Source organism: Leifsonia sp. TF02-11, from assembly GCF_017565305.1.
Lineage (GTDB): Bacteria > Actinomycetota > Actinomycetes > Actinomycetales > Microbacteriaceae > Leifsonia.
This window is the reverse complement of record NZ_JAGEKP010000004.1, coordinates 45,839-71,476: the sequence shown is the minus strand read 5'-3', so window position 1 is coordinate 71,476 and position 25,638 is coordinate 45,839. Positions and strand designations below refer to the sequence as shown.

Genomic DNA, 25,638 nt, shown 5'->3' with positions numbered 1-25,638 from the left:
CCATGCTCGCGACCCTGTTCTTCGTCGTCGCCTTTCTGCTGGTGGCGTTCGGCGGCCTGATGGCCGCGGTCGACTCGGCTCTCGCCGTTCAGTCGCGCGGCGACATCGCGGACCTCGCCGAGACCTCGCGGGCCAAGAAGTCGCTGGCGTCGATCGCCGAAGACCCCGGGGCGTACTTCAACGCCATCAACTTCAGCCGGATCATCGCCGAGACCACGGCCGCCGTGCTCGTGACGCTCGCCTTCGAGCAGATCTTCGAGGAGTGGTGGATCTCGCTGATCCTGTCGGCGGCCATCATGACCGGGGTGTCGTTCGTGCTGGTGGGCGCGAGCCCGCGCAGCGTCGGGAGAGCGAACTCGACCGCGCTGCTGCGGCTGACCGCGCCGCTCGTGCGCGGCATCCGGGTGATCCTCGGGCCGATCCCCGGCGGCCTGGTCGCGCTGGGCAACCGGGTGACCCCGTCCCGTTCCCGTTCGGCGCCGGTGACGAGCGAGGAGCAGCTGCTGAGCATCGTGGACGAGGCGACCGAGTTCGATGTCCTGGAGGAGGACGACCGAGAGCTGATCCACTCGATCTTCGAGTTCAGCGACACGGTCGTCCGCGAGGTGATGGTGCCGCGCACCGACATGATCACCGTGGACATCTCGGCGGGGCTCGGCACCGCCATGGGGCTGTTCTTCTCGACCGGCGTGTCCCGCATGCCGGTCATCGACGGCGACCCCGATGAGGTCGCGGGGGTGCTCTATCTCAAGGACGTGGCCAAGCTGAGCTTCGAGAGCGCGCTCGGCTCCGACACCCTCACCATGGGCGAGCTGGCGCGCCCCGCGCTGTTCGTCCCGGAGTCGCAGAAGGCCGACGCGCTCCTGCGTCAGATGCAGGGCGAGAAGAATCACCTCGCGATGGTGGTCGACGAATACGGCGGGATCGCCGGCCTCGTCACGCTCGAAGACTTGATCGAGGAGTTGATCGGCGACATCTCGGACGAGTACGACCACGAGGTCGCGCTCGTGCAGGAGCTCGGCGGAGGGCGTCGCCGGGTCGCGACCCGGCTCGGAATCGACGACCTCGGGGAGCTGTTCGATCTCGAGATCGAGGATGAGGACGTCGACAGCGTGGGCGGCCTGGTCGCGAAGGCCCTTGGCCGCCTGCCGGAGGTGGGTTCCACGGTCGCCGTGCACGGCCTCCGGTTCACCGTCGACCGGATCGACGGCCGGCACAAGCACGTGAGCACGGTGCTGGTGGAGCCGGACACCGCGCTCCTTCCCGAGCCGGACGTCCATCAGATCACACACAAGGAGGCCCGCAGGTGACCGACTACCACGCCGGATTCGTCTCGTTCGTCGGCCGCCCCAACGTGGGCAAGTCGACGCTGACCAACGCCCTGGTCGGCGAGAAGGTGGCGATCACGAGTTCCAAGCCGCAGACGACGCGCCGGGCGATCCGCGGCATCGTGCACCAGCGCGGCGGACAGCTCGTGCTGGTCGACACGCCGGGGATCCACCGGCCGCGCACGCTGTTGGGCGAGCGGCTGAACACTCTCGTCCAGTCGACGCTCGGCGATGTCGACGTGATCGGCTTCTGCGTGCCGGCCGACGAGAAGATCGGTCCGGGCGACCGGTTCATCAACGACCAGCTCGACGACTACCCGAACGCGAAGAAGGTCGCGATCGTGACCAAGATCGATGCGGCGGGCAAGACGCAGGTCGCCGAGCAGTTGCTCGCCGTCTCCGCGCTGCGCGAGTGGGAGGCGATCATCCCGATCTCCGCCACGAGTCGCATCCAGTTGGACACGCTCACGAGCGAGCTGCTGAAGCTCCTCCCGGAGTCGCCCGGCCCGCTCTACCCCGAGGACGCCGTCACCGACGAGGGACTGGAGGAGCGGATCGCGGAGTACATCCGCGAGGCCGTGCTCGAGGGTGTCGAAGACGAGCTGCCGCATTCACTCGCCGTGACGATCGACGACATCGTCGAGCGCGACGACAAAGACCTCGTGGAGGTCTACGCTAACCTGTTCGTGGAACGCGACAGCCAGAAGGCCATCGTGATCGGCAAGGGCGGCTCGCGCATCCGCGATGTCGGTGCGGAGGCCAGGAAGCCGATCGAGCAGCTGCTCGGGCGCAAGGTGTTCCTCTCGCTCCGGGTGAAGGTCGCGAAGGACTGGCAGCGCGACCCGAAGCAGCTCGGCCGCCTCGGGTTCTGAGAGCGTCGTCCCTGGCGCGGACTGGCGTACATCGGAAGGATGATTGGTTCCGCCGGATGCGGAACCCACCGGCGCGTACCCGTACCGTAGAGCTATGTCGGATCGCACGCGGCTCCTGAGCGCGCTCGCACCACACAGGTGGGTGCTGGAGCCCGCTGTCGCCGTCGTGCTGTTCGGGGTGTGGCTGCTGACCGGGCTCCCGTACAACCTGGCCGGAGCGCTCGCGTCGCTGCTGTACTGCGCGGCCGTCGCCCTCTCGCGGGTGCTGCCGGTGGTCGCCCTCGAGATCGCCTGGCTCGCGGTCATCGCCGAGCTGACCGAGGGGATGTCCCTTCCGCTGCCGCACCGGCTGCTCGCCACCACGGCCGTCGTGATCGCGATCTTCGGAATCTCGTCGCACGGCGGCAAGGTCTCGCGCTGGTTCGCCTTCGGCTCCGCGATCCTCTGGGCTCCGGCCGAGGCCTACCTCCTCACGGTGCGCGGCGAGGTGAAGTTCCCGCAGTTCGGACCCGTCATCGGCGGCTACTACACGAGCCAGGGCGTGGGGTTCCTGATGATGAGCCTCCTGCTGGCCGTCGTGTTCGTCACCGCGTGGATGCTCGGCTTCCTGGTGGCGCGTCAGCGCGTAGCGTCTGCGGCGTCCGGGCGGTCGAGCGCTGCGCCCTCCGTGCTGGTCTGGCTCGCCTCTTCCGGTGGCGCGCCGGCCACCGCAGGCGACGACGAGCCCGGTCTCGTGCGCCGGCTGACCCGGCCGCAGCTGACCTTCGACATCGGCGGGGCCGTCGCCTACATCTTCTTCTGCCTGATCGTGGACTTCGGTTCCAGCCTGATGCCCGACGCCAGCGGGCGGTCGACCTTCCTCGTGCTCATCGTCTTCGCCGTGGCGGTCGCGCTGCGCCGGATGTCTCCCGCCGTCTCGCTGGCGATCGCGTGGCTGGCCGCCGTCGTGCAGATGACGACGGGACACAACATCCTGGTGAGCGACATCGCGGTGCTGATCGTGCTCTACGCGACGGCGCTCTACGGCGACAGGGTGGTGCGGTACGCAGGCCTCATCTCGGCCGGGATCGGCGCGCTGGTCGCTTCCCTGTACCTCTCGCTGACCTCCGCTCTCGCGCAGGGCTACTTCAATCTGCTGTCGACGCAGCTCACCGGCCTCGCGCTGCAGTTCGCGTTCCTCTTCGTCGTGAGCGCCACCGTCCTCGGGCTGTCGTGGGTGCTCGGGCTCCTGGTGCGGACGTGGCGCAACGCGCGCGCCTCCCGGCACGCCCAGATCGCGGCGGAGCTCGACCGCAACCGGGCGGAGGAGGTCGTGGTCGTCGAGCAGGAGCGCACGCGCATTGCGCGCGACATGCACGACGTCGTCGCGCATTCGCTCGCCGTCGTCATCGCCCAGGCCGACGGGGCACGGTACGCGCGTCACACCGATCCCGGCGCCGTCGACACCGCCCTCGAGACCATCGCCGCGACGGCGCGGTCGGCGCTGGTCGACGTGCGGGTCCTGCTCGCGGAGCTGCGGCAGAGCCAGCCGGAAGGACCCCAGCCGTCGCTCGCCGACATCGACCACACCGTCGAGCAGGTGCGTGCGGCGGGTCTGCCGGTGACCATTGAGCGCCGCGGGCAGCTCGACGGCCTGGGATCCGCGCAGCAGATCGCCGCGTACCGCATCGTGCAGGAGGCGCTCACCAACGCGCTCCGGCACGGCGACACCGGCATGCCGGTCACCGTCGTGCTCGCCCAGACCGGCCGCGCCGACGGCTCTCCCGGCATCGCCATCACCGTGAGGAACAGTATGAAGACAGCACCACCCGACCCGACGACGACCGGCTCGTTGCCCCGCATCGGGCACGGCCTCCCTGGCATGCGCGAACGCGCCGTGCTCGCGGGCGGATCGCTCACGGCCGGACCGGCGGCCGACGGCTTCCTCGTCGAGGCCTTCCTGCCGGTGGTGGCGGGAGTGCGCGCGTGAGCGCGCCGATCCGCGTCGCCCTGGTCGACGATCAGGCGTTGTTCCGTGCCGGGATCCGCATGCTCGTCGGCTCGCAGCCCGATCTCGAGTTCGCGGGCGAGGCCTCCGACGGCCGGGAGGGCGTGGAGCTCGTGCGCGCGGCGCGGCCCGACGTCGTGCTCATGGATATCCGGATGCCGGTCATGGACGGCATCGCCGCCACGACCCGGATCGTGGAGGAGGCGGAGCGCGAGGGGCGGACTCCCGCCCGCATCATCGTGCTCACCACGTTCGACCTCGATGAGGCGGCGGCGCGTGCCATCCGCGGCGGCGCCAGCGGGTTCGTGCTCAAGGACGCGGAACCGGAGTTCCTCCTCGCCGCCATCCGCACCGTGCACGCCGGCAGCGCCGTCATCGCGGCTGGCGCGACCCGGGAACTGTTCGAGTACTTCTCCGACAGTCAGCGCTCCACACAGGAGCCCGCGGAGTTCACTTCGCTCACCGGCCGGGAGCGCGAGATCTTCGCCCTGGCCGCGCGCGGCCTCAGCAACTCGGAGATCGCCGGGTCGGAGTTCCTGAGCGAGGCGACGGTCAAGACCCACATCAGCAGGATCCTGTCGAAGCTGGGGCTGCGCGACCGCGTGCAGATGGTCGTCTACGCCTTCGAACACGGGCTCACGACGCCCGCGGGCGGCGACACCGACTGATCCGGCGCCGGGATCAGCCGTCCATCAGCCGACCATCACCCGTTCATCACCCCGCAAATCATCCTGTGGGCGGACGGCGGATGACCCCACAGCCGGATCCGCCGCGCGCAGCGGATTCCTAGCCTGAGAGTATGGACACTCCTTCCAGCATGGTCGCGCGCGTGGACGCTGCGACGAAGACCTACGGATCCGGGCCGAATCGGGTCATCGCCCTCGACAACGTGAGCGTGGGGATCCCGGCCGGCCGGTTCACCGCGGTGATGGGGCCGAGCGGTTCGGGCAAGTCGACCCTCATGCACGTCATGGCCGGGCTGGACTCGGTGTCCAGCGGCCGGGTCTTCCTCGGCGACACCGAGATCAGCGGGATGGGCGACGCCGAGCTGACGGTGCTGCGCCGCCGGCGCGTGGGCTTCGTCTTCCAGTCCTTCAACCTCGTGCCCACCCTGGACGTGCGCGCCAACATCCAATTGCCGTTCGAGATCGACGGCCGCAAGCCTTCCCTCGTCCAGCGCGAGTGGACGGACACCCTGATCGAGTCGCTCGGGTTGCAGGACCGGCTGACCCACCGCCCGCACGAGCTGTCGGGCGGGCAGCAGCAGCGGGTGGCGATCGTGCGGGCGCTGGCCACACGGCCCGACCTGATCTTCGCCGACGAGCCGACGGGCAACCTCGACTCGCGCACCGGCCGGGAGGTCCTGGGCGTGCTGCAGGAGGCCTCCCGGGTGCACGGCCAGAGCATCGCCATGGTCACCCACGACCCGGTGGCCGCCAGCTACGCCGACCGCATCGTGTTCCTCGCCGACGGCCGCGTGATCGCGGAACGCGAGCGGTCGAGCGCCGAAGAGGTCTCCGCGTTCATGCTCGGGATGGAGGCGCGCGCGTGATCAGGGCCTTCCGCGCCAATGCCAGGGACCACAGGGCGAGCATCCTGGTCGCCGCGCTGAGCGCCGCCTTCGGGGTCGCCCTCCTGGCCTGCACGAACGTGCTGGGGGCGTTCATCTCGACGACGGAGGTCGGCTCGCACGGCTCCGCACAGTTCGCGCTGGCCCTGGTCGCCGGCGTGTTCTTCGTGATCGCGGTGTTCGTCGGCGCCATCGTCACGACGAACACCTTTGCGACGGTGATCGCCGGGCGCACCCGCACGATCGCGCTCCTGCGTCTGCTCGGTTCGACCGCGCGCGCCCAGCGCCGGTCGGTCGCGGGGGAGGGCCTGACCGTCGGCGTGATCGGAGCAGCCGCCGGCGGCGTCGTGGCCGTCGTGCTCGCCTTCGTCGCGGTGCGCGTGTTCGTCTGGACGGGGGTGCTCCCCGACACGCTGTACCCGGTCCTCACGCCATCGCTGGTGGCACCGCCGGTCGTGGTGATCGCGACCACCTGGCTGGCCTCCTGGATCGGAAGCAGGCGAGTGCTCGGCGTCGCGCCGGTGGAGGCCCTGGGAGCGGCGGAGGAGCGCCCGTCGAGCGGACTGCGCAGCAGGGGAAGGATCGCCGCGTCCCTGCTGCTCATCGTGCCGGGGGCCGCGCTGCTCGGCTTCGGGCTGGCGCTCGGACTCGGCCTCTTCGTCCACTCCGGCAACGCGGCACTGGCCGATTTCGGCCGCTACGGGGTGCTGGTCGCGATGGCCGGCGGACTGGTGTCGTTCACGGGAGTGATCGTCGCGGCACCCCTGTTCCTCCCCGCCGTCCTCCGCGGGATCGGATTGCTGCTGGGCCGCGGCGCTGCCACCCGGCTTGCCGCCGCGAACGCACTGCGCAACCCGGAGCGGAGCTCGCGCACGGCGATCGGACTCGTCATCGGCGTGACTCTGATCACGATGTTCGTCGTCGCCACCCAGACCTGGCTCGTGATCATGCGTGCCGCCGCCGCAAAAGACCCCGAGCTCTACCAGGGCGCCGAGAGCGTACTCACGGCCACGATGCTGGTGTTCAGCGCGCTCGTCGGATTCTCCGCGGTGATCGCCGCCGTAGGCGTCGTGAACAGCCTGTCGCTCGCCGTGCTGCAGAGGCGCAGGGAACTCGGGCTGCTGCGCGCTCTCGGCCTCAGCGCGACGCAGGTGCGCAGGATGATCCTCGCCGAGAGCGGGCAACTGGTCGTCGCGGCGGTCCTCTGCGGGTTGGTGCTCGGCACCCTCTACGGGTGGATCGGTGCTCAGACTCTGCTCGGGCAGCTCCCAGGTGCAGAGCTGATCGCGCCCGCCGTGCCGTGGCCGTTCATCGGGGGGATCGTGGTCGCGGCGGCCGTGCTGGCCGTCGGCGCGTCCGTCGCTCCGACCAGGCGGGCCACGCGGGTGTCCCCGGTGGAGGCGCTCGCGATCGACTGACGATCTCCAAGTTTCCTGGATGCTCATCAAGCCTCAGCTTTCCGCAGGCTGAGTGTCCGATACTGAAGGACCGACGGCAGCCGACTCTGCCGCCGTGCTGCTCCGCCGAGAGGAAACACCCTGAACTGGCTCATGACCCTGAGGATCGACAAGCCGCCGTTCCTCATCACGCTCGACGTCATCGCAGCGCTCTTCGCTCTCTACCTGATCGTGCGTCCCACCTGGCGGCGGGCGCTCGTCGGCGTGCTCGCGTTCGCCGGCGGCGCGCTCCTCGGCTGGTTCCTGGTGTGGCTCACCGACGATGTCATGAACATCTTCGGAGTCGGGCTCACCCCGGTGACGACGATGTGGGTGGCGCTCGGCTTCGGCGGCATCGCGCTCGCGGTCGCGAACTTCTTCCGGTCGCGGTGGTGGCGCAAGGTCGTCGCCGGCGTGAGCATCCCGGTGTTCCTTCTCACGGCCTTCGCCGGAGTGAACGTGGACTTCGGCGAGTACCGCAACCTCAACGACGCGCTCGGGATCGTGCCGTACAAGGCGCTCGACCTGCACGCCGAGCGCGGAGAGGTCATCGGCGGCACGGGGTGGTCGGCCTCGACGACACAGGCGGATCCGCCGGCGAAGGGCGAGATCGGCACGGTCCGCATCCCGGGGACCGCGAGCGGCTTCCCGGCCCGCAAGGCGGTGGTCTACCTCCCGCCCGTCGCGCTCGGCCCGAACCCGCCCGCCCTCCCGGTGCTCTACGCGCTGTCGGGGCAACCGGGAGCTCCCGCCGACATGTTCACCGCCGGTCGCATCGGCGCCTATCTCGACGCCTTCGCCGCCAAGCACAACGGCTATGCGCCGATCGTCGTGGCGCCCGACCAGCTGGGCGGTCCCGGTCGCAACCCGATGTGCGTCGACTCGCGCGCGTACGGGAATTCGGAGACCTACCTGCTGAAAGACGTCCGCGACTGGGTCACGTCCCACCTGCGGGTGAGCAGCGATCCTGCCGCCTGGGGCGTCTTCGGCTATTCGCAAGGCGCGACGTGCGCCGTGCAGTTCGCCACGGCGCGCCCGGACCTGTTCGGATCGGCCCTCGCGTCCTCCAGCGAGCTCGGCCCGACCCTCGGCAATAAGACGCTGACCATTACGACCGGCTTCGAGGGCTCCACCTCGGCGTTCGCCGCCGCCCAGCCGGCCACCGCGATGAAGAAGCACGCGCCGTACGCCGACTCGCTGATGGTGTTCGGTGCGGGCCAGAACGACGCCAAGTACACTGCATTCGCGAAGACGCTGCATACCGAGGCGCTCGCAGCGGGAATCCGCAGCGAGCTTCTGATCTCGCCGGGCACGGCACACGATTGGAACACGGTGCGCTACACACTCACGAACGGCTTCCCCGCGGTGGCCGCGCACATGGGGCTGGCTCCGTGAACGATGCACTGACCGCGGGCGGGACACCGACGGGGGGAGCGCCGATGGACCAGGCGACCGACCCGGACGCGGCGCCGCAGGAGGAGCCCGCGACGCCCGAGCCTGCGTCCGGGCTGCGCGGCACGCTGCAGAGGTTCGGCCGGCTCATCGCCGGTCACCCGTTCACGACCGGCCTCACGGCGCTCATCCTCGTGCTGGCGCTGGTGACCGGACCGATCCACGGCCCGCACCGACCGCTGCGGGTCTGGCTGGGTGCTGGTCCCGACCAGCTGATCGACGGGCACTGGTGGTCGCCCGTCACAGCCGTGCTCTTCACCGACAACCTCGCAGAGCTCATCGTCGTGCTCGTGCTCTCCGTCGTGCTGGTGGGGGCCGCCGAGCAGCTGATGGGGACGTGGCGCACCGCGCTCGCTTTCGTGGCGACGTCTGCCGTCGGCATCTCCGCGGGCATCGGTATCCAGCTCCTCGGCTCGCAGACCGGCGAGATGTGGTCGCGCAACGTTCACCATCTCGTCGCGCTCGACGTGTTCACGGGGATCGGCGGCACCATCATGACGGCGAGCGCCTTCGCCGGAACGCTCTGGCGCCGGCGGATCCGGGTGATCACGCTGCTCGTGGCGATCATGTACGTGCTCTACTCCGGCCTGCCGTCGGACCTTTATCGCATCCTCGCCGTCCTGGCCGGTCTCGGCCTCGGCGTGCTGCTGCGTCCGCACGTGCGCCTGGCCGGCTGGCGCCGCAGCTCCCATCACGAGGTCAGGGTGCTGCTCGCGGCGGCCGTGACGATCACAGCGCTCGGCCCGGTGATCGGCCTGCTCACCCAGTCGCGCTACGGGGTGCTGTCCCCGATCGGCCTGCTGTTCTCGAACGACGTGCCCGACCGGGGGAGCGTGCTGGAGCGGTGCCAGGCGTTCGCCGTGACGCGCAGCTGTGTGCACGACCTCACCCTGGAGCGGATCAACGGCCTCGGGCCCGTGCTGATCTCGGTGCTGCCGCTGCTTGCGCTCCTGGTGGCGGCGTACGGCCTGCTCCGCGGACGTCGGTTCGCGGTGTGGCTCGCCGTCGCGGTGAACACGCTGCTCGCGGTGCTCTCCGCCCTCTACTTCGGGATCCTCCCGTTCGCCGACCCGCGTCCGACGGTCTCGCCGCGGTACTGGGAGGTGACGGTCATCCTCGCGCTGTCGGCGGTCGTCCCCGCGGTGATGGCGGTGTTGCTCGTCGTCTACCGGCGGCACTTCACCGTGCTCGCCACGGCGCGCTCCGTGCGTCGGTATGTGCTGACGGTGGTGCTGTCGGGGGTCGGGCTGATCGCCCTCTACGTGCTCGTCGGCTGGCTCCAGAAGGACACCGGCTTCACGCGGCCGATCGACGTCAGCGACCTCCTCAACGACGTGCTCGAGCGGTTCATCCCGGTGAGCTTCCTCCGTCGCGAGCCCGTACAGTACTTGCCGACGACCCCCCTGGCCACCGTCGTCTACCACAACATCGGAACAGTCTTCTGGCTGATCGTGATCCTCGCGGCCGTTCCCTTCATGTTCGGGCGCGGCGCCTGGCGCCGGTCGAGCGGCGATGCCGGCCGGGTGCGCGGCCTCCTCGAGCGCGGCGGCGGCGACGCCATCTCGTTCATGGCGACCTGGCCGGGTAACAGCTACTGGTTCGACTCCGCGACCGGGGGAGCGGTGGCCTACCGGGTCGTCGGCCGCGTCGCCCTGACGACGGGGGCGCCGTTCGGTGCGCCGCAGGCGGAGCACGACGGCGTTATAGAACGATTCGCCCGGTTCTGCGACGACAGCGGCTGGATCCCGGTCTTCTACAGCGTGGACGCCGAGTACCAGCCGCTCTTCGAACGGATGGGCTGGTCCACGATGACCGTCGCGGAGGAGACGGTCATCCGCCCGCAGCAGTGGGCGACCACCGGCAAGAAGTGGCAGGACGTGCGCAGTTCGATCAACCGCGCCCAGCGCGCTGGCATCCGCTCGGAGTGGACGACCTTCGCCGCTCTTCCGCTGAGCACCGCTGTGCAGCTGTCCGACATCTCGGAGCAGTGGGTGGCAGAGAAGGACCTTCCCGAGATGGGCTTCACCCTCGGTGGGCTCGACGAGTTGCACGACCCCGCCGTGCGACTGATGCTCGCCGTGGACGAGACGGGCAGAGTGGAGGGTGTGACCTCGTGGCTGCCGAGCTACCGCGACGGCCACGTCGTCGGGTGGACGCTCGACTTCATGCGCCGGCGCCCCGGCAGCATCAACGGCGTGATGGAGTTCTTGATCGCCGAGGCCGCGACGCGCATGAAGGCGGACGGGATCGAGTTCATGAGCCTCTCGGCGGCTCCGCTCGCGCACACCGCCGGTACCCCGGACGACGCCAAGAGCGGCATGGACCGGGTGCTCGGCTACCTGAGCACGTCCCTGGAACCGGTCTACGGGTTCCGCTCGCTGCTCAAGTTCAAGCAGAAGTTCCAGCCCGAGCTGCACCCGCTGATCATGGCCTACCCCGACCCAGTGGCCCTGCCCGCCATCGGGGTGGGACTCGTGCGCGCCTACCTGCCCGACCTGTCGGTTCGCCAGGCTGCGGCGCTGGCGGTGGGCCGCGGGTGAACGCCCGGCGTGGTACCGTGGTTTCTGTGTACGGTCTGCTCCTCCTTAGCTGCCGCGACGAGTCCTAGTTCCGGGCCTCCCTCGTCGCGGAGTTCGTCGTTGGCTCTCCACACCACACCGCGAGGAGAAGACAGACCATGAAGAACACTCAGGCGCCGAGCGCCATGCCGATCCACAAATACCGGCCCTTCCACGAGCAGATCCGCGTCGACCTGCCCGACCGCACCTGGCCCGACAACCGCATCACGGCGGCTCCGCGCTGGTGCGCCGTCGACCTGCGCGACGGCAACCAGGCGCTGATCGACCCCATGAGCCCCGAGCGCAAGCGCATCATGTTCGACCTCCTGGTGCGGATGGGTTACAAGGAGATCGAGGTCGGTTTCCCGTCGGCGAGCCAGACCGACTTCGACTTCGTCCGCAGCCTCATCGAAGAGGGTGCCATCCCCGACGACGTCACCATCCAGGTGCTGACCCAGTCGCGTGAGCACCTGATCAAGCGCACGTACGAGTCGCTGGTCGGCGCCAAGCAGGCCATCGTGCACCTGTACAACTCGACGAGCATCCTGCAGCGCGACGTGGTGTTCCGCACCGACCAGCAGGGCATCGTCGACATCGCGCTGTCGGGTGCGCGGCTGTGCAAGCAGTTCGAGTCGATGGTCCCCGGCACCGAGATCTACTACGAGTACTCGCCGGAGAGCTACACCGGCACCGAGCTGGAGTTCGCAGCCGACATCTGCAACCAGGTGCTGGAGGTCTTCGAGCCGACCGCCGAGCGCAAGGTCATCATCAACCTGCCCGCGACCGTCGAGATGGCGACGCCGAACGTCTACGCCGACTCGATCGAGTGGATGTCGCGGCACCTGAACTACCGCGAGAACGTCATCCTGTCGCTGCACCCGCACAACGACCGCGGTACGGCCGTCGCCGCAGCCGAGCTGGGCTACATGGCCGGCGCGGACCGCATCGAGGGCTGCCTGTTCGGCAACGGGGAGCGCACGGGCAACGTCGACCTGGTCACGCTGGGCGTCAACCTGTTCACCCAGGGCATCGACCCGCAGATCGACTTCAGCGACATCGACCAGATCAAGCGGACCGTCGAGCACTGCAACCAGCTGCCGGTCGGCGAGCGCAGCCCGTGGGGCGGCGACCTGGTCTTCACCGCGTTCAGCGGCTCCCACCAGGACGCCATCAAGAAGGGCTTCGAGGCGATGGCGGCGCAGGCGGAGCGCGAGGGCGTCTCGGTCGACGACCTGGTGTGGGCCGTTCCCTACCTGCCGATCGACCCGAAGGACCTGGGCCGCAGCTACGAGGCGGTCATCCGGGTGAACTCGCAGTCCGGCAAGGGCGGCGTCGCCTATCTGCTGAAGACCGACCACGCCCTCGACCTGCCGCGCAAGCTGCAGATCGAGTTCTCCGGGGTCGTGCAGGCCAAGACCGACGCCGAGGGCGGCGAGGTGACGAGCGGCGAGATCTGGTCGATCTTCCAGGACGAGTACCTTCCGGCTCCGGACTCCGACCCCGACGCGAAGTGGGGTCGCTTCGAGCTGGGCAGCACGAGCACCACCAACGAGAGCGGCGAGCACGTCACCCTCACGGTCGCACTGCGCGACGGCGACACCGTGTCGAAGGCGACGGGGGAGGGCAACGGCCCGATCGCGGCGTTCTTCGACATCCTGAACGCCCGCGGCATCAACGCCCACCTGTACGACTACTCGCAGCACACGCTGTCGGCGAGCGAGTCGGCGCAGGCCGCCGCGTACGTCGAGCTGGACGTCGACGGTGTGCGCCTCTGGGGCGTCGGCATCGACGGCGACACGACGACCGCGTCGTTCAAGGCGGTCGTGTCGGCCGTCAACCGCGCGGTGCGCGCATCCGCCGGCCACGCGACGGAGGCCGAGCTGGTCGGCGCCTGACCCTCTGCTCCGGTCGCCTACCTCGTAGCCAACGGAGGAGATCCCGGTGAAATCCACCGGGATCTCCTCCGTTAACGGCATCTCGGCTGGTCAGTCGGGCCGATCTCCTCCGTTATCCGCAGGGCGGTCATCGATGCGGTACCGCGGGATCGCCCCCGTGTCGGTGCGTTCGATGGTGTGCTCGGCGCTCGGCCGCCTCCCGAAACCGAACGCCATCCAGCGTGGTGTGCGCAGCCGTCCCAGTTCGCGCTGCTCCGGGAGACTCCAGCCGAAGCGCACGGCGAGCAGTCGGATCACCAGCGTCACGAAGACGCAGACGAGGGCGGCGATCGTGAACGGCGCGCCGAAGTCGACCAGCAGCACCAGGACGATCGTGCCGGCGCCGGCCGCCACCGCGTAGAGCGACCCGACGTGCATGAGCGCGATCGGGAGGTTCAACAGCATGTCGCGCAGGATCGACCCGCCGACGGCTGACACGACGCCGACGAACACCGCTGGCACCTCCGGCAACCCGAGCGCCAGCGCCTTGGTCGCACCGATGGCTCCGAACAGCCCGATCGTCAGTGCGTCGAGGAAGGTGATGATCGGGTCCAAGCGGCGGAAGAGGCGCACCAGAAGCATCCCGATCAGAGCGGCGACCACCGTCGCCGGCAGGTACCAGTTCGACTGCAGAGCGACCGGCGTCACGTTGAGCAGCAGATCGCGCAGGAGGCCGCCGCCCACACCGGTCGCCACGCCGATGATCGCGACCCCGAGCAGGTCGAGCCGGCGGTCGCGGAATCCCGAGGCGAACATCGCGCCCTGGAGGCTGCCGACGCCGACGGCGACCAGGTCGCCCCAGAGAGGGATCGTGAAGGCGGCTGTGGTCACCCGTCACTTGTATCACGACCGAGACGCTCGGCTGAGCATGGTGCGGCGGATGACGCGCGATACTAAAGGGGTGCCTGTCTACCGTGATGAAGTCGTCGTGCTTCGAACCCACAAGCTGGGCGAGGCCGACCGGATCGTCACGATGCTGAGCAGGCAGCACGGCAAGATCCGCGCCGTCGCCAAGGGTGTGCGCCGCACGGCCTCCAAGTTCGGGTCGCGGCTGGAGCCGTTCATGGTGGCCGACGTGCAGCTCTACGAGGGGCGCTCGCTCGATGTCGTGACGCAGGCCGAGACGATCGGCGCCTACGGCGCGCTGATCGCCGACGATTACGCCAGCTACACCGCAGCGAACGCCATGGTCGAGACCGCCGACCGGCTGACCGATGCCGAAGCGTCGCTGCAGCAGTACCTGCTGCTGGTCGGCGCGCTGCGGTCGCTCTCGCGTCGCGAACACGGCCCGCAGCTCACCCTGGACTCCTATCTGCTGCGGGCGTTGTCGCTCGCCGGCTGGGCGCCGAGCTTCCTCGACTGCTCGCGCTGCGGCGCGACCGGTCCGCACGAGCACGTCGTCGTCCAACTCGGCGGTGTCGTCTGCGACGACTGCGCACCGCAGGGCGCACCGCGGATCGACTCCGCGACGATCGCGCTGCTCGGTGCCCTGCTCACCGGCGACTGGGTGACGGCCGACGCGTCGGACGAGAGCACCCGGTCGAAGGCGAACGGTCTCGTCGCCGCATACACCCAGTGGCACCTGGAGCGCGGCCTGCGCTCCCTGCAACACGTTCAGCACGACCAGAAGGCGAGTGGATGAGCCCGAAGCCCTACACCCACCGGGACGCGGTCGCGTATCGTCCGCTCGACTGGACAGGCGTCCACCCGCCCGCGTTCCCGTCCGGGGCGGTGCCCGAGCACGTCGCGATCGTGATGGACGGCAACGGCCGGTGGGCGAACCGCCAGGGGCTCACGCGCATCGAAGGCCACCGGGCCGGGGAGGCCTCCCTCCTCGACGTCGTCGCGGGGGCCATCCAGGTCGGCGTCAAGCATCTGAGCGTGTATGCCTTCTCGACCGAGAACTGGAAGCGATCGCCCGACGAGGTGCGCTTCCTGATGGGATTCAACCGGGAGGTCCTGCACCGCCGCCGCGACCAGCTCAACGAGTGGGGCGTGCGCGTGCGCTGGGCCGGTCGCAAGCCCCGGCTGTGGTCGTCGGTGATCAAGGAGCTGCAGTTCGCGGAGCGGATGACGGCGGGCAACGACGTGCTGACACTGACGATGTGCGTCAACTACGGCGGTCGCACCGAAATCGCGGACGCCGTGCGCTCGATCGCCGAGGAGGTCGCGGCGGGGAGGCTGAAGCCGTCGGCGGTGGGGGAGAAGACCATCCAACGCCACCTCTACCTGCCGGACATGCCCGACGTCGATCTCTTCGTGCGCAGCTCGGGCGAACAGCGCACCAGCAACTTCCTGCTCTGGCAGAGCGCGTACGCCGAGATGGTGTTCCTCGACACGCTGTGGCCGGACTTCTCGCGCACCGACCTGTGGAACGCGATCGACATCTTCGCGCGGCGCAACCGGCGATTCGGTGGAGCTGTGGACACCCCGGAATAACTGCAGCGCTGCAGGATGTTGATGTTGTTGTGAGTGAACCCATCAAGATCGACATCTGGTCCGATATCGCGTGCCCCTGGTGTTACATCGGCAAGCGCCGTTTCGAAGGCGGAAGCACCCTCTTCGCTGAGGCCGGGGACGGTCGCGCCGTGGAGGTCGAGTACCACTCCTTCGAGCTGTCCCCGGACACCCCCGTCGACTTCGACGGCACGGAAGTCGACTTCCTCGCGGGCCACAAGGGCATCCCGGCCGAGCAGGTGCACCAGATGCTCGACCGCGTCACCGGGATCGCGTCCTCGGTCGGCCTCGACTACGACTTCGGCTCGCTGCAGCACACCAACACGGTGAAGGCCCACGAGCTGCTGCACTTCGCGAAGGCGAACGGCAAGCAGCTCGAACTGGCCGAGCGCCTGTTCCGGGCGTACTTCGTGGAGGGCGGCCACGTCGGCCGCGTCGAGGACCTCGCCGATCTGGCCGCAGAGGTAGGACTGGACCGCGACGCCGCGGTGGCGGCGCTGGAGTCGGGCGAGTACCTCGCCGCTGTGCGCGACGACCAGCGCACGGCAGCCGAGTTCGGCATCAACGGTGTTCCGTTCTTCGTGATCGACGGTCGTTACGGCGTGTCCGGCGCCCAGGAGTCGGCCACGTTCGCGCAGGCGCTCGAGCAGGTCTGGACCGAGCGCGCCGCGGCAGGCGAGTCCGCCGCGGTCGGGGCCGGCGCGTGAGCGCCGCGCCCGAGTCCGCGGAGGCTGCTGTGCAGGCTGCGCCTGCTGCGCCCCGCCCGTCGCTCGCGCTCCTGGGCGACCCGTCCGCCGCTGCGTGCGACGGCGACTCCTGCGCCGTCCCGCTCCGATAGCCGTCCGCGAGACGGCTCGAAATCGGGGCGAATCCGTCGAGACGGCGAAGAATGCGCCGTCTCGACGGCGCGGGGCTACTCGGGGTCGGTGATGTCGGCGACGGTCGCGTCGAAGCCGGTCAGGAGCGCATCCGCGTCGACGAAGAGGGAGTAGCCGTGCTCACCGGCTCCCATGGAGACGGTGCGGCCGGCCACGGTCTCGTCGGCGATCACCGGCCACGCGGTGGTGCTCCCGAACGGGGTGATGGTGCCGCGCTCGTAGCCGGTCGCCGCGAACGCCACCGAGGCGTCCGGCAGCTGCAGCTTGTTGACGTGGAGGAGGGCACGCAGCTTGGGCCAGGAGATCTTGCGCCCGCCGGGCACGAGCGCGAACACGAACGTGTCGTCGCTGCGCTTGACCACGAGCGTCTTCACGATGTCGGCGGGGTGAATGCCCAGCAGCTCGGCCGCCTCCTCGAGGCTGCGCGCGGCGGGTCGCTCGACGATCCGCACCGGGATGCCGCGGGCGCTCGCATCGTCCTCCACACGCCGGCGTCCGGCGCGAGGTTCCACAACTTCCGGGCTCTCGGCCATGTATCAGCACGCTTTCTGGGAGAATCGATGCAGATGTCTACTACCGCAACCCTAACCGCTCGCACAGACCCGAGCTCGCGCCGTGCCGATCCGAGCTCGCGCTTGGCCATCGGCCCGCTGCAGCTCGACGTGCCGGTCGTCCTCGCGCCGATGGCGGGGATCACCAACACCGCCTTCCGCCGGCTCTGCCGCGAGTTCGGCGCCGGTCTCTACGTGAGCGAGATGATCACCTCGCGCGCGCTCGTCGAGCGCACCCCGGAATCGCTCCGCCTCATCACGCACCACGAGTCGGAGACCCCGCGCAGCATCCAGCTGTACGGCGTCGATCCCAAGACGGTCCGCGAAGCGGTCACGATGCTCGTGGCAGAAGACCGCGCCGACCACATCGACCTCAACTTCGGCTGCCCGGTGCCCAAGGTGACCCGCAAAGGCGGCGGCGCGGCGCTGCCGTGGAAGCTGAACCACTTCCGCGAGATCGTGGAGGGCGCCGTCGCCGCCGCCGGCGACATCCCGCTGACCGTCAAGATGCGCAAGGGCATCGACGGCGATCACCTCACCTACCTCGAGGCCGGCAAGGCGGCGGAGGGCGCCGGGGTGGCGTCGATCGCGCTGCACGCCCGCACAGCGGCCGAGTTCTACTCGGGCCACGCCGACTGGTCGGCGATCGCTCGACTCAAGGAGACGATCACCGGCACGCCGGTTCTCGGCAACGGCGACATCTGGTCGGCTGCCGACGCGATCCGCATGGTCGACGAGACCGGGTGCGACGGCGTCGTGGTCGGCCGGGGCTGCCTCGGCCGCCCCTGGCTGTTCGGCGACCTCGCCGCCGCGTTCCGTGCCCGCGCCGGCGAGCTCAGCGCCGAGGAGGCCGCACGGGCGCAGGCGCACCCGACGCTCGGCCAGGTGGCGGCGACGTTCCGGCGCCACGCGGAGCTGCTGGTGGAGTTCTTCGAGAGCGAGGAGCGCGGCTGCCGCGACATCCGCAAGCACGTCGCCTGGTACTTCAAGGGCTACCCGGTCGGCGGCGACCTGCGCGCGAGCCTGGCGACCGTCGACACGCTCGCCCACCTGGACGACCTCCTCGCCACGCTCGACTGGACTCAGGAGTACCCGGGGGAGGCCGCGGAGGGCCAGCGCGGTCGCGCCGGCTCCCCGAAGCGGCCTGCCCTTCCCGAGGGCTGGCTCGACAGCAGAGAACTCGCCGGCAGTGCCAGGGCAGAGGTCGCCGAGGCGGAGGTGCACAACAGTGGCGGATAGCGCAGCGCGGTCGACAGTGACGCCGATCGGAGGCGGCGCGCCTGCCGACGGGTACAGCGAGCGGGACGCGGAGCGCTGGCTCCCCGAGTACCACTCCAGCCGGCGCAGCGACTTCGCCCGCGATCGGGCCCGGTTGCTGCACTCCAGCGCCCTGCGGCGGCTGGCGGCCAAGACCCAGGTGCTCAGCCCGACCGCCGGGCTCGACTTCGCCCGCAACCGGCTCACCCACTCCCTGGAGGTCGCCCAGGTCGGGCGCGAGCTCGCCACGAGCCTCGGGCTCGACCCCGACATCGTCGACACGGCGTGCCTCGCGCACGACATCGGCCACCCGCCGTTCGGCCACAACGGGGAACGCGCACTCAACTCGTGGGCAGAAGACATCGGCGGTTTCGAGGGCAACGCGCAGACACTGCGGCTGCTGACCCGCCTCGAGCCGAAGGTCTTCGGGCGCGACGGCCGCGCGTACGGCCTGAACCTGACCCGGGCGAGCCTCGACGCCAGCTGCAAGTATCCGTGGCCGGAGACGCACGCGGTGGCCGATCCCAGCGGGCGGGCCAAGTTCGGCTTCTACGCCGACGACCACGCCGTCTTCGAGTGGATGCGAGACGGCGCTCCGGAGCGCACGCGCTGCATCGAGGCCCAGGTCATGGATCTGTCCGACGACATCGCCTACTCGGTGCACGACTTCGAGGACGCCGTGGTCAACGGCTACATCGATGTCGCCGCGCTGAGCAGCCGCGTCGACCACGACGACCTCGTCCGGTCGATGTACGAGTGGGTGGGCGGTGAGTTCAGTCACGACGAGCTGATCGCCGCCTTCGACCGACTCGACAGCCTCGACATCTGGCTGGAGGGCTGGAACGGCAGCAGGCGGGCGCAAGCCCATCTCAAGAACCTCACCAGCCAGCTCATCGGCCGCTTCGCGCACGCCGCCGTGCACGAGACGAAGCTGACGGCCGGCGGCGTGGAGTTGCGCCGGTTCGGCGCGGACGTCGTCGTACCCGATGCGATCCGCGCCGAGATCGCCGTGCTCAAGGGCATCGTCGCGACGTTCGTGATGTCGCGCAACACGCGCCAGCCCATCTACGCGCAGCAGCGCCAGATCCTCACGACGCTCGCGGACATCCTGCTCGCGCGCGGGCCGCAGGAGCTCGACCCCGGATTCCAAGAGGACTGGCACCAGGCTGCGAGCGACCGCGAGCGCAAGCGGGTGGTGGTCGACCAGGTGGCCAGCCTGACCGACCAGTCGGCGCTGAGCTGGTACGAACGGCTCGTGCAGCACTGACCCGGCGCGCCGCACGCAGGCTTGAAACGTCGGCCAGGGTGCAGAATGCTTGAGGCACGGCATCGGAGGGAAACGAATGACCAGCGCACAGCCACCGTCGAACGGCGACCGGCCCTCAGCGGGCCAGGAGGCCGCTCCCCAGGAGGCCGGCCCCCAGGGCGCTTCGGCGCGCGCGGAGGCCGCGGGGTCGCCGACCACGCCGGCGCCGAAGCGAACGACGCCGCGTCGTACACCGGCCGCCAAGAAGCCGGAGGACGCGGAGAACCCGGTCAAGCGCACGCCCTCCGCCCGCAAGCGCTCGACGGCCACGCCGCCGATCTCGCCGAACGGTGAGGCTCCCGAGATCCTGGACGCCATGCTCGGCAAGGCTCCCGCGCCTGCCGCTCCGGACAGCTCCGTTTCTGCGGCAGAGCCTGTCGCGAGCGCGGAGAACCCGCCGGAGCCTCCGGAGACCGAGACAGCGGTCCTGCCGTCGGCTTCGGACTTCTCCAGTGAACCGACGGGAGAGACCGAGGTTCTGACCGCCGCCGAGATCGCTGCAACTGAAACCGCTGCAATTGAGTCCACTGCAACTGAGACCACCGCAGTCGAGCAGCACGCGGACGAAGACGCTCCCGTCCCGGCGCAGGAGGCCCCGTCTGCCGCGACGGGCGCAGCGGCCGACACCTCCGTACCCTCGGAGGGCTCCGCAGTGCCGGGCCAGGACGCCGACCCGACAGGACGGCATGGTCGCAGCGTGAACGAGCTGGCCGACCGTCTCGACGACTCGCGGTTCTTCTCGTCGCTGTTCGACTTCACCTTCACGAGCTACGTGACGCGCAAGCTCGCCGGTCCGGTGTACGTCGTCGGGCTGGTGCTGATCGGCCTCGGGATCGTCGTCGGCTTCGCGAACAGCCTCGGCATCGCGATCGCGGCCGACTCCCCGGGAGGCGCCTTCATCTTCCTGCTCGGCGTGCTGGTGACGCTCGTCGGCGCCATCCTCGCCGTGCTGCTGCTGCGCGTCACGATCGAGGTCTTCTGCGCGATCATCGAGATCGCCCAGAACACGCGGCGCAGGCGCCCGCCCCGCGAGTAGCGTCGTCCGCGACGCGTGCAGCGGCGCCCCGCGCCGGAAGGTCGGACCCGATCACTAGAATCGGAACATGGCCGGCCGGATACGACAGAGTGATATCGACGAGGTCAAGGCCCGCACCAACATCGCCGACATCATCGGCGACTACGTCAGCCTGAAGCCGGGCGGCGTCGGTTCTCTCAAGGGGCTCTGTCCGTTCCACGACGAGAAGAGCCCGAGCTTCAACGTGCGCCCGGGCGTGGGGCGCTACCACTGCTTCGGCTGCGGCGAGGGCGGCGACGTCTACGCCTTCCTCGTCAAGCTCGACCATGTCTCGTTTACCGAGGCCGTCGAGCGGCTCGCCGCCCGCATCGGCTACCAGCTGCACTACGAAGAGGGCGGGGGAGGCCCGAGCGAGTCGAGCGGCAACCGCGCCCGCATCCTGGCAGCCAACAACGCGGCGGAGGAGTTCTTCCGCGAGCGTCTCGCCGCGCCCGACGCCGACCCCGGCCGACGATTTCTCGGGGAGCGCGGCTTCGACGCAGCGGCCGCCTCGCACTTCGGCGTCGGTTTCGCCCCGAAGAGCTGGGACGAGCTCACCAAGCACCTGCGCACCAAAGGGTTCACGCCGGACGAACTGCTCGCCGCCGGGCTCGTGTCGCAGCGTGATCGAGGTGTGTACGACCGCTTCCGCGGCCGGTTGGTCTGGCCCATCCGCGACGTCACCGGCCAGACGATCGGGTTCGGCGCGCGCCGGCTTCTCGACGACGACAACGGCCCGAAGTACCTCAACACCCCGGAGACGGCGGTCTACAAGAAGGCCCAGGTGCTCTACGGCCTCGATCTCGCCAAGCGCGACATTTCGCGTCGCGACGAAGTGGTCGTGGTGGAGGGCTACACCGACGTGATGGCCTGCCATCTGGCCGGGATCACGACGGCAGTCGCGACGTGTGGAACGGCGTTCGGCGTCGACCACATCAAGGTGATCCGACGGGTGATGGGTGACGACAGCAGCACCGGATCCGTGATCTTCACCTTCGATCCCGATGCGGCCGGTCAGAAGGCGGCAGCCCGAGCTTTCGGCGAGGAGCAGCGTTTCTCTGCACAGACCTACGTCGCCGTCGGCCCGGACGGCCTCGACCCGTGCGACCTGCGGCTGGCGGGGGGCGACGACGCCGTCCGCCGGATGATCGACAACCGCAAGCCGATGTTCGAGTTCATGATCCGGCAGGTGGTGGAGCGCTTCGATCTGGATACGGTGGAGGGCCGCTCGTCCGCGCTCCGCGCAGGTGCACCGATCGTCGCGACGATCCGCGACCCCGCGTCGCAGAACGGCTACACGCGCGAGCTCGCGCGGCTCTCCGGCGCCGACCTCGACGATGCTCTGCGAGCCGTGCGGTCGGCTCAGCGCGGTCAGCGCGGCGACTCGGGCGGCCGGAGCGACTCCACCGCGGCCCAGAATTCGGCTTCGCCGGGTTCTGTCGGCGAGCACGGCTCCGCGCAGCCCGTGCCGACGCCGGTCGACCCGACCGATCCGACGCAGCGGACAGAGCGCGAGAGCCTGATGGTGCTGCTTCAGCTGCCGGGGGAGATCGGTGCAGAGCGGGCCGCGCGTGCTGTGCAGGTGCCGTTCGTGAACCCGACGCACGCCGTGGTCCGCGACGCGATCGCCAGCCAGTTGCCTTCGATCGCCGACCCGGGCTGGGTGGATCGCATCCTCGCGGAGGTTCCTCAGGCCTATGAGCCGACGGTGAACGCGCTGGCGGTGGCCGCGCTGCCGCAGGCGGGCTCCGACGCCGGTCGCTATGCGCGGTCGATCCTGGACGGCCTGATCGACCGCGACCTCCTGCGCGAGAAGGCCGAGCTGACCTCCCGTCTCGCGCGCACCGACCCGCAGAACGCCGACCTTCGACGGTCGTTGCAGGTGGCGCTGTCGTCGATCGACCAGGAGCGGATGCGCCTGCGCGGCGAATAGACCGTAGGGAGGGGGGCCGCCGAATCGGGCCGGGCAGCATAGGCCATCGGCGCACCGTGACGACGGAATCCGTGTCATCCTGCACGAATGCGCGCGATATTGTTGCGTCGATGTAAAGATTGCGCCGCGATCCGCGGCAGGATGCGCGCTCCACGCGGCATTCATGCTAGGACTGTGGCAACGCGATTCGGCAACGACGCGCTCGCGTGCGCTCGGCCGTCTCAGTGACCCCACCAAGGAAGAGGTAATCGGATATGAGATCCGTTCACATCGGCGGACGGCGCCTGCTCGCCGTCTCAGCGGCCTTCGCGGCCGCGGCGCTGGTGCTCGCGGGCTGCTCGGGGAGCAACAACGGCTCCGGCGGCTCCAGCGGCGGCACGCTGACCATCGGCACGACGGACAAGATCACGTCGATCGACCCGGCCGGGTCGTACGACAACGGCTCGTTCGCCGTGATGAACCAGGTCTACCCGTTCCTGATGAACTCGCCCTACGGCAGCCCGGACGTCAAGCCGGACATCGCCGAGAGCGCCACGTTCACGTCGCCGACCGAGTACACCGTGAAGCTGAAGCCGAACCTGAAGTTCGCGAACGGTCACGCGCTGACCTCCGAGGACGTCAAGTTCACCTTCGACCGTCAGCTGAAGATCAACGACCCGAACGGCCCCGCGTCGCTCCTCGGAAACCTCGACAGCGTGAGCACCCCGGACAAGACGACCGCGGTCTTCAAGCTCAAGGTGCCGAACGACCAGACCTTCGCGCAGGTGCTCTCGAGCCCGGCCGGCCCGATCGTCGACCACCAGGTCTTCTCGGCCGACAAGGTCACCCCGGACAACACCATCGTCAAGGGTCACCCGTTCGCCGGTCAGTACGACATCACGAGCTACGACTTCAACAACCTCATCGCGTACAAGGCGAACCCGGACTACCAGGGTCTGCTGGGCAAGCCGGCCACCGACAAGGTCAACGTCAAGTACTACGCGGAGTCGTCGAACCTCAAGCTCGACATCCAGAAGGGCGCCATCGACGTGGCGTTCCGCAGCCTCTCGGCCACCGATGTCGAGAGCCTCGGCACCAACAAGAACGTCAAGGTCGTCAAGGGCCCGGGTGGTGAGCTCCGCTACATCGTGTGGAACTTCAACACGCAGCCGTACGGCGCCACGACTCCGGAGGCCGACGCCAAGAAGGCCCTCGCCGTGCGGCAGGCCGCAGCCGACCTCGTCGACCGCGCGACCATCGCCAAGCAGGTCTACAAGGACACCTACACCCCGGTCTACTCGTTCGTCCCGCAGGGCCTGACCGGTGCCACCACCGTTCTCAAGGACCTCTACGGCGACGGCAACGGCGGCCCGAGCCTCGACAAGGCGAAGGCGGTTCTCCAGGCCGCGGGCGTGACCACGCCGATCGCGCTGAACCTGCAGTACAACCCGGACCACTACGGCCCGTCCTCCGGTGACGAGTACGCGCTCGTGAAGGAGCAGCTCGAGAACGGCGGCCTGTTCAAGGTCAACCTGCAGTCGACCGAGTGGGTGCAGTACTCCAAGGACCGCGTGAAGGACCTCTACCCGGCCTACCAGCTGGGCTGGTTTCCGGACTACTCCGACGCGGACAACTACCTGTCGCCGTTCTTCACGAAGGACAACTTCCTCGCGAACCACTACGACAACCCCGAGGTCCAGCAGCTGATCACCCAGCAGCTGGGTACGACCGACCCGACCGAGCGCACCAAGCTGATCGAAGAGATCCAGGCGAAGGTGGGCGCCGACCTGTCGACCCTGCCCCTGTTGCAGGGCGCCCAGGTCGCCGTGGTCGGAAAGAACGTCTCGGGCGCCGACAAGACGCTCGACCCGTCGTTCAAGTTCCGCTACGCGGCTCTCTCGAAGAGCTAGGCCGCACTCCACGGCCGAACGGGGGCGGCTCGCATCAGCGGGCCGCCCCCTTCACGAACCACCCACGATTGGCTTCCATGACAGCGACGGTCAGCGGCCAGGCGGCGCCAACAGCGTCCGGCCCCGAACGAACCACGGCGCGTCGACGAACGGGAGGCGGCCTCGGCCGCTACATCGTCATCCGCGCCCTCCTCATCATCCCGACGATCTTCATCCTCGTCACAGTCGTCTTCTTCCTGATGCGGTCCACCGGCGACCCCATCACGGCGGCGCTCGGCGGTAAGCTGCCTCCCGCGCAGCTGCACCAGCGCATCCACGAGGCCGGGTACGACCGGCCCCTGATCGTGCAGTACTTCGAGTACCTCGGTCAGATCCTCCGGGGCGACTTCGGTACGACCTTCACCGACCACCAGCCGGTGACACAGGTGCTGCTCACGTACGGCGCTGCGACCCTCGAGCTGGCGTTCTACGCGCTCATCGTCGCGTTCATCGTCGGCATCCCGCTCGGTCTGCTCGCCGCGTACTTCCGCGACCGCTGGGGCGACGCGTCGCTGCGCATCTTCGCGATCCTCTGCTACGCCACCCCGGTGTTCTTCGTCGGCATGGTGCTCAAGCTCGTCTTCTCGATCTGGCTGAACGTGCTCCCCGTCGCCGGCCGCGCGTCCACGAGCTCGGAGATCGAGATGCAGACGCTGCCCAACAAGACGGGCATCTACCTGATCGACGCGTTCCAGACCGGCGATCCCGCCGTCGTCGGCGACGTCCTCCTGCACGCCGTCCTTCCCGCCGTGACTCTAGGGCTCCTCACGGCCGGCATCTTCTTGCGGCTGGTGCGCACCAATGTGATCGGCACGCTCTCCACCGACTACGTCGACGCGGCACGCTCACGCGGCGTGAGCGAGAGCCGGTTGGTGCGCAAGCACGCGTACCGCCCGGCGCTCATCCCGATCATCACGGTCATGGGGCTTCAGATCGCCCTCCTGCTCGGTGGCGCGATCCTGACCGAGACGACCTTCGAATGGAAGGGTCTCGGGTTCCAGCTGTCGCACTACCTGCAGGCGCGCGACTTCGTCGCCGTGCAGGGCATGGTCGTCTTGCTCGCCGTCATCGTCGCCATCACGAACTTCATCGTCGACATCATCGCGGCGCTCATCGACCCGAGAGTGAGGTATTGAC

At 69.3% G+C, this 25,638-nt stretch carries 20 protein-coding genes; 18 read left to right on the top strand and 2 right to left on the bottom strand.

The window, feature by feature from the left end; genetic code table 11:
* The first annotated feature begins 2 nt into the window (after positions 1 to 2).
* From JNB50_RS06205 to leuA, 9 genes are all read left to right on the top strand, one after another.
* The gene (locus tag JNB50_RS06205) at positions 3 to 1,310 is read left to right on the top strand and encodes a hemolysin family protein (protein ID WP_208039259.1); all 1,308 of its coding nucleotides are present in this window, start codon (positions 3 to 5) and stop codon (positions 1,308 to 1,310) included.
* Complete coding sequence (gene era, locus JNB50_RS06200) at positions 1,307 to 2,200, top strand: GTPase Era (RefSeq protein WP_208039258.1); 894 nt, start codon at positions 1,307 to 1,309, stop codon at positions 2,198 to 2,200. Before JNB50_RS06205 ends, era begins: the two co-directional genes overlap by 4 nt.
* Before the next feature lie 94 nt (positions 2,201 to 2,294).
* Complete coding sequence (locus tag JNB50_RS06195; RefSeq protein WP_208039257.1) at positions 2,295 to 4,169, top strand: sensor histidine kinase; 1,875 nt, start codon at positions 2,295 to 2,297, stop codon at positions 4,167 to 4,169.
* Positions 4,166 to 4,855: a response regulator transcription factor gene (locus JNB50_RS06190; RefSeq protein ID WP_208039256.1), complete on the top strand. Its 690-nt coding sequence runs from the start codon at positions 4,166 to 4,168 to the stop codon at positions 4,853 to 4,855. Before JNB50_RS06195 ends, JNB50_RS06190 begins: the two co-directional genes overlap by 4 nt.
* Before the next feature lie 131 nt (positions 4,856 to 4,986).
* Positions 4,987 to 5,739: an ABC transporter ATP-binding protein gene (locus JNB50_RS06185; protein ID WP_208039255.1), complete on the top strand. Its 753-nt coding sequence runs from the start codon at positions 4,987 to 4,989 to the stop codon at positions 5,737 to 5,739.
* A complete protein-coding gene (locus JNB50_RS06180; RefSeq protein ID WP_208039254.1) occupies positions 5,736 to 7,175 on the top strand; it encodes an ABC transporter permease in 1,440 nt (479 codons plus the stop codon). The genes JNB50_RS06185 and JNB50_RS06180 overlap by 4 nt, the downstream gene beginning before the upstream one ends.
* Positions 7,176 to 7,307: 132 nt before the next feature.
* The gene (locus JNB50_RS06175) at positions 7,308 to 8,588 is read left to right on the top strand and encodes an esterase family protein (RefSeq protein ID WP_243768121.1); all 1,281 of its coding nucleotides are present in this window, start codon (positions 7,308 to 7,310) and stop codon (positions 8,586 to 8,588) included.
* Positions 8,585 to 11,185, top strand: a complete 2,601-nt coding sequence (locus JNB50_RS06170) for a DUF2156 domain-containing protein (RefSeq protein WP_307794618.1) — start codon at positions 8,585 to 8,587, stop codon at positions 11,183 to 11,185. Before JNB50_RS06175 ends, JNB50_RS06170 begins: the two co-directional genes overlap by 4 nt.
* A gap of 137 nt (positions 11,186 to 11,322) precedes the next feature.
* Positions 11,323 to 13,098, top strand: a complete 1,776-nt coding sequence (gene leuA, locus JNB50_RS06165) for a 2-isopropylmalate synthase (protein ID WP_208039253.1) — start codon at positions 11,323 to 11,325, stop codon at positions 13,096 to 13,098.
* Positions 13,099 to 13,188: 90 nt separating this feature from the next.
* On the opposite strand, the gene JNB50_RS06160 is transcribed toward leuA, so the two are convergent.
* The gene (locus tag JNB50_RS06160) at positions 13,189 to 13,968 is read right to left on the bottom strand and encodes a trimeric intracellular cation channel family protein (RefSeq protein ID WP_208039252.1); all 780 of its coding nucleotides are present in this window, start codon (positions 13,966 to 13,968) and stop codon (positions 13,189 to 13,191) included.
* Between the two features lie 70 nt (positions 13,969 to 14,038).
* Between JNB50_RS06160 and recO the strand changes: the two genes are divergently transcribed.
* From recO to JNB50_RS06145, 3 genes are read left to right on the top strand one after another with little or no spacing between them, the layout of a single operon-like run.
* Entirely contained in the window at positions 14,039 to 14,779 is a 741-nt protein-coding gene (recO, locus tag JNB50_RS06155) for a DNA repair protein RecO (protein ID WP_208039251.1), read from the top strand.
* Entirely contained in the window at positions 14,776 to 15,576 is an 801-nt protein-coding gene (locus JNB50_RS06150; RefSeq protein ID WP_208039250.1) for an isoprenyl transferase, read from the top strand. The genes recO and JNB50_RS06150 overlap by 4 nt, the downstream gene beginning before the upstream one ends.
* 29 nt (positions 15,577 to 15,605) lie before the next feature.
* Positions 15,606 to 16,301, top strand: coding sequence for a DsbA family protein (locus tag JNB50_RS06145; RefSeq protein WP_208039249.1), 696 nt, complete (start codon positions 15,606 to 15,608; stop codon positions 16,299 to 16,301).
* Between the two features lie 206 nt (positions 16,302 to 16,507).
* Here JNB50_RS06145 and JNB50_RS06140 read toward each other — a convergent pair whose 3' ends face one another.
* Positions 16,508 to 17,005: an aminoacyl-tRNA deacylase gene (locus JNB50_RS06140; protein WP_208039248.1), complete on the bottom strand. Its 498-nt coding sequence runs from the start codon at positions 17,003 to 17,005 to the stop codon at positions 16,508 to 16,510.
* Between the two features lie 33 nt (positions 17,006 to 17,038).
* On the opposite strand from JNB50_RS06140, the gene dusB reads away from it, so the two are divergent.
* From dusB to JNB50_RS06110, 6 genes are all read left to right on the top strand, one after another.
* The gene (gene dusB / locus JNB50_RS06135) at positions 17,039 to 18,262 is read left to right on the top strand and encodes a tRNA dihydrouridine synthase DusB (RefSeq protein ID WP_243768119.1); all 1,224 of its coding nucleotides are present in this window, start codon (positions 17,039 to 17,041) and stop codon (positions 18,260 to 18,262) included.
* A complete protein-coding gene (locus tag JNB50_RS06130) occupies positions 18,252 to 19,547 on the top strand; it encodes a deoxyguanosinetriphosphate triphosphohydrolase (RefSeq protein WP_374222246.1) in 1,296 nt (431 codons plus the stop codon). The genes dusB and JNB50_RS06130 overlap by 11 nt, the downstream gene beginning before the upstream one ends.
* A 76-nt stretch (positions 19,548 to 19,623) precedes the next feature.
* A complete protein-coding gene (locus JNB50_RS06125; RefSeq protein ID WP_208039247.1) occupies positions 19,624 to 20,622 on the top strand; it encodes a DUF4282 domain-containing protein in 999 nt (332 codons plus the stop codon).
* Positions 20,623 to 20,689: 67 nt separating this feature from the next.
* Positions 20,690 to 22,573, top strand: a complete 1,884-nt coding sequence (gene dnaG / locus JNB50_RS06120; RefSeq protein ID WP_208039246.1) for a DNA primase — start codon at positions 20,690 to 20,692, stop codon at positions 22,571 to 22,573.
* 254 nt (positions 22,574 to 22,827) lie between these two features.
* Positions 22,828 to 24,462, top strand: a complete 1,635-nt coding sequence (locus JNB50_RS06115) for an ABC transporter substrate-binding protein (protein ID WP_208039245.1) — start codon at positions 22,828 to 22,830, stop codon at positions 24,460 to 24,462.
* Positions 24,463 to 24,539: 77 nt separating this feature from the next.
* Positions 24,540 to 25,637, top strand: coding sequence for an ABC transporter permease (locus JNB50_RS06110; RefSeq protein WP_208039244.1), 1,098 nt, complete (start codon positions 24,540 to 24,542; stop codon positions 25,635 to 25,637).
* Position 25,638 lies beyond the last annotated feature (1 nt).